The following is a 3,643-nucleotide window of genomic DNA, read 5'->3' on the forward strand; positions in this document are numbered from 1 at the left end:
CTGGAAGGTTATTTCAGGCATTGCAGCCCTATTTCACTCCTAAACGTTTCGCACTCCTTGGATTAATATCGCATATTCTGATACATTTACCCGACATTTATCTGGCTATAGCCATTAGGGGTCGAAAATAAAGTCGCCTTGATCTCCTCCCATTCAGAACCGTACTTGAGACTTTCACCTCATACGGCTCCTAGTTTGACCGTGTTATGGTCGAAAGAGAAGTCACCTTCCCCAACTCCAATTCCAAACCGTGCTTGCGAGTTTCCCAGCACACGGCTCCTGATGTAGATACCCTATTTGTCAGTAGGAACAGGGCTACGACCCCCCGCTTTGTAACCTCAACTTTAGGAGCTATATACAACCTCGTAGTCTTTAAACTCGCACTCGTCATCAAACTCTTAATTGTCGCGGTCTCTATATCCACACCGTGGCTAGTGGGCATATCCTAACCATTACAGTTAGGCATTAGCTTTCAGCCACATCCTTTCCCCTTAAAGGTATACGCTTACACTTTTCACTACTCTTGTAAGTAATATTGCTCACTTATTTATGAGAGAGCCAATGAGGGGTTTAAACGTTCCGTTTATACGGGCATTCCATCTTTAGACTTGTCCTGTCCACCGGGGTACTTTTAAAGGTCTGTGTAGGTAGCCAAGAAACACCCCTACTTTTCCCCTGCTCTTTTGAGCGCAGCGTGTCAACCTGTTTCGCTACTTATTAATGACGATGGTTCAAGCCGGATCATTCAGATTTCCTTAGTCATGGATGGTTGGCAGTGGTCGCATCTGGTAGTGGGTTCTACTTCACGCCTTCCGTTCCCCGCTTCAATCCTGGGGTTATGATTCCCAAAATTGGGGGTGGCTATCGCCGTTACTCTCAACTTCATGCTATACTAGGTGGGTCACAACTCCCACCGTTCAAGCGTTCTGTCTTGACCTTGAGTCCCCTGCCTTGCTTAGATTTCTCTAAGCGTCGGGACATATAAACAGTTATGAGATGGTCAGGGAAGCGACTCCCTATATTCCACCAAGGGGTGTAAGTCCCACCGGGCAGTTATTTCGGGTATTGCCACCCTATGCGCGTGCCTGAACGTTTCGCACCTCTCTGTTAAGAGTACAGCAACCTCTCTTCATCAAGAGCTGTTTGATCATCGTGACAATGGCGGTGTAGTAACTGAAGATTCTTGTATTCATCCTTTCCACCGTGGCTTCGAGGTACAATGTGGTCTACCTCAGTTAAATCTGATGGGGTAAAGTATTGCCCACACCAGGTACACCTGCCTTTTTGCTTTTTAAGTAGTTTGGCTACCTTTACTGGCGTGTCGATTGCTTGTCCTTTTCTGGTTGCCCAGTAAGTTCAATTCCCGTCATAAAGTGTTGCGTCTGGGCGTATTAGGGTATGTCTGACAATCGGAGTCCAATTATGTTTCCATAGTGTAAGTCCATCTTTGGTTTTGAATAACCAAGTTTCATGTCTTTCTTTCCCGTTACTGAGTGTGACCGTTCCCGGTCTATAGTAATTTCTCAGTTTTTCGATGTTTGCCTTTCCGCATTTTGAAGCTGTCCATGCCCGCAACATTTGCCAGATTGTGTGGTCTAGCTTATTGAAGGTCTCAGATGAGATGACTCCTGAATAGTAATTAGACCATCCCCAAATAATCGGGTTTAGTTTGTTTATCAGGGTGCATCTCAGTTAGGAAATGAGTAATTGTACTTAGTGCAACCTTCACCCACAGCCCTACATAATGAGCGAAGCACCACTCACCCTCCCTCTACTCATGGATTCTCAGAAACCAGCTCAACTCCAGCAACACCTTGACGCGATTGCGGCCATTCTCTACAGCGAAGCTAACCCTGCTATCACCAGACTAGGATTATAGACTACCAGGCTGGGCAGGAAGCGGGGCAATCGATTGGTTCGGGTCGGGTGGAGTCGTTGGTGAAACAAATTGGGATGAGGGTGAAGTTGCCGGGGGCACAATGGCGAAAGGAGAATGTGCCGAAGGTGTTGAGGCGTCGCTGTGCCTACCTAAATGGCGCGTTAGCTGCTTAATCAGGGTAAGAGTAGATTTTTGCCCTGAGTAATTATACTTATCTCCCAATTGAGATGCACCCAACATAAAGTGATTCACCGGGATATTAAACCGGAAAACATCATTAGACGAGCCAGTGATAACAAGTTAGTCCTAGTGGATTTTGGAGCATCTAAACAGGTGCAGCGCACATCTATGAGCGTCACGGGAACGGTTATCGGTTCGGCGGCATATTGCGCCCCGGAACAGGCTATGGGAAAACCTCAATATGGGAGTGATTTATATAGTTTAGGGGTGACTTGTTTATACCTGCTAACCCAAGCCAGTCCGTCAGATTTATATGACCCCTTAGAAGCACAATGGGTGTGGCGGGAGCATTTAAATGGCAATCATGTGAGTGATAAATTAGGCGAAATCTTAGACCGTTTGGTTGAGACAGTCTTTAAAAAACGCTATAAATCTGTAGCGGAAGTTTGGGAAGATTTACGGCGATATTATGGGAAATCGCCCAACCCAACAAGTCCTCAAACCGTCATCCCAGAGACTGTTAAACAGACTCCCAATACAACTGGCAAACCGGTAACCCAGAAGTTTGAATTTGATATCGTTACGGTCAATTCAATGGGTCGAGAAATTAACCGTCGTCCCGGTCAGGCTGAATGTATTATCGAAGACCTGGGAAATAGTGTGACTCTGGAGATGGTGCTAATTCCGGGGGGAACCTTTACCATGGGTGTGCCGAGTGGTGAAACAGGAAGTTCTGATGTTGAAAGACCCCAACACCGAGTCACGATTAAACCCTTCCTCATGGGGAAATATCCGGTTACCCAAGAACAATGGCGACAAGTGGCTAGTTTCCCCAAACTCCAACGGGACCTCAACTATAACCCCTCCAAATTTGCCGGATTAAATCTTCCCGTTGAATCGGTTTCATGGTATGATGTGGTGGAATGGTGTGCGCGCCTCTCGAAAAGAATTGGCAAACCCTACCGATTGCCCAGTGAAGCCGAGTGGGAATATGCAGCCCGCGCCGGAACCACTAGCCCCTTTCATGTCGGTGATACCCTGACGACGGACCTCGCCAACTACGATGGCGGCTACAGCTATAGCTCAGGACCGAGGGGAGCCTACCGCAAAAAAACCACCCCCGTCGGTCAGTTTCAACACGCCAACGCCTTTGGCTTGTATGATATCCACGGGAATGTTTGGGAATGGTGCGCTGACCCCTGGCACGAAGGCTACGCTGGTGCGCCCTCGGATGGTACGGTGTGGGATAGTCAGGATATATATGTTGACAATTTAGTCAAACTTTGGGAAAGCGCTTTAGTAGCTTTAGTAGGTTGGGTGAAGCGCAGCGAAACCCAACTTCCCAGCCAGCCGTTATCAACCGGGTTTCTGTGAAAAAGCGGGTTAATTTTCGGCATTTATGGTAATGTAGAATCAGGTATCAATAACCATCCTGATTATGAGCCAATGTCTGAACCCAGCTTTAGTAGCGCTTTAGTAGGTTGGGTGAAGCGCAGCGCAACCCAACTTCCCCAGCCGTGATAAATCAGGTTTCTGTGAAAAAGCGGGTTAATTTTCGGCATTTATGGTAATGTAGAATCAGGC

At 47.2% G+C, this 3,643-nt stretch carries 3 pseudogenes; 2 read left to right on the forward strand and 1 reads right to left on the reverse strand.

Annotated features, from left to right (window positions below):
- Positions 1-1,107: 1,107 nt before the first annotated feature.
- Positions 1,108-1,680, reverse strand: a pseudogene (locus P5683_RS23520) (HNH endonuclease); the annotation flags it as partial.
- A gap of 180 nt (positions 1,681-1,860) precedes the next feature.
- Here P5683_RS23520 and P5683_RS23525 point away from each other — a divergent pair.
- Both P5683_RS23525 and P5683_RS23530 read left to right on the forward strand, forming a co-directional pair.
- Positions 1,861-2,052 (forward strand): annotated as a pseudogene (locus tag P5683_RS23525) (ISKra4 family transposase); the annotation flags it as partial.
- A gap of 61 nt (positions 2,053-2,113) precedes the next feature.
- Positions 2,114-3,307, forward strand: a pseudogene (locus P5683_RS23530) (SUMF1/EgtB/PvdO family nonheme iron enzyme); the annotation flags it as partial.
- Positions 3,308-3,643: the final 336 nt, after the last annotated feature.

This window comes from Limnospira sp. PMC 1279.21 (assembly GCF_032349615.1).
Taxonomy (GTDB): Bacteria; Cyanobacteriota; Cyanobacteriia; order Cyanobacteriales; family Microcoleaceae; genus Limnospira; species Limnospira fusiformis.